This window comes from Amycolatopsis kentuckyensis, from assembly GCF_002155975.1.
GTDB lineage: Bacteria > Actinomycetota > Actinomycetes > Mycobacteriales > Pseudonocardiaceae > Amycolatopsis > Amycolatopsis kentuckyensis.
In genome coordinates, this window is sequence record NZ_MUMI01000744.1 from 1 (window position 1) to 1,204 (window position 1,204).

Annotated in this window: 1 pseudogene; it reads left to right on the forward strand. The window is 76.7% G+C overall.

Annotation, left to right across the window (positions count from 1 at the left end):
• Positions 1 to 1,204 (forward strand): annotated as a pseudogene (locus CCN39_RS47050) (DUF6049 family protein); the annotation flags it as partial.

Genomic DNA, 1,204 nt, shown 5'->3' on the forward strand with positions numbered 1-1,204 from the left:
ACGCCGGAGTTCGGCGGGCCCGCGCGGCTGGGCGCGGTCAGCATGCTGATGCCGGTGCTGGCCGGGCCCGGCAAGCAGGCCACCAGCCGGGGCGGCGCGCCGAGCATGACCCTGCTCTGGCCGCTGACCGGCAACATCCCGCACGTCTACGCGGCGCCGTACGGCAGCCCGATGGTGCTGGCCGACGACCGGCTGGCCGGCGAGATCAGCGGGGACGGGCGGCTGAACGCGCTGGTCGCCGCGGCGGCGTCGACCATGCGGACCAGCTCCAACCTCGCGAAGTCGATGTGCTTCGCGCTCGACCCGGACCTGCTCGCCACCGTCGACGCGATGACCCGCGGCTACCTCGTCCACACGGACGCGGGGAACGTCGACGGCAAGGGCGCCGAGGCCGCGAAGACGTGGCTGACCGAGCTGCGCGCGCTGGTCGGCGGCCGCTGCGTGGTGGCGCTGCCGTTCGCCGACGCCGACCTCGACGCGCTCACCCGCATCCGGCCCGGCGACACCAGCCTGGTCACCCGGGCGGCCACCGGCGCCGCGACCATCCAGGAGCTGACCGACGTCACCCCGCAGACCGGCGTGCTCTGGCCGGACGGCACGCCCAGCGCGTCGGTGCTCGCCGCGCTGACCGAGGCCGGCGTGCGGACCGTGCTGACCGACGCGGGCAAGCTCCCGCCCGCCGCGGCCGGCGGCGGCGTCACCGTGCAGGGCAGCACCGTCCGCCTGCAGCCGACCGACTCGCTGATCTCCGCCGCGATGACGGGTGTCCCGACCGTGCCCGGCTCGGTCACCGTGCCCGCGACGACCGAGCGGGCGGTCGCGAGCCAGAACGGCCTCGGCGCCCTCGCCTTCCGCGCCGGGCTGGGCGCGACCGCGGGGCAGCGCCCGGACCACCTGCTGGTCGCGCCGCCGCGGCGCTGGGACGCCTCCGCCGAGGAGTTCACCACGTACCTGCAGCAGGTCGGCGACTTCCTGAACGCGGGCGTGGTCACCGCGACCGGGCTCCCGGCGCTGCTCGCCGCCGAGCCGTCGGCCGCCGGCTCGGTCGGGGACGGCGGGCCGGACCCGGCCACGGGCGTCGACGCCGGTGTCGTCTCGACGCTGGCCGGACTCGACGTCAAGGCCACCGGGCTGGCGTCCGCGATGCAGCTCGACCACGTCGTCCGGCTTCACCCGTTTGGTCGGGCCGAGCTGCACCGCGGAC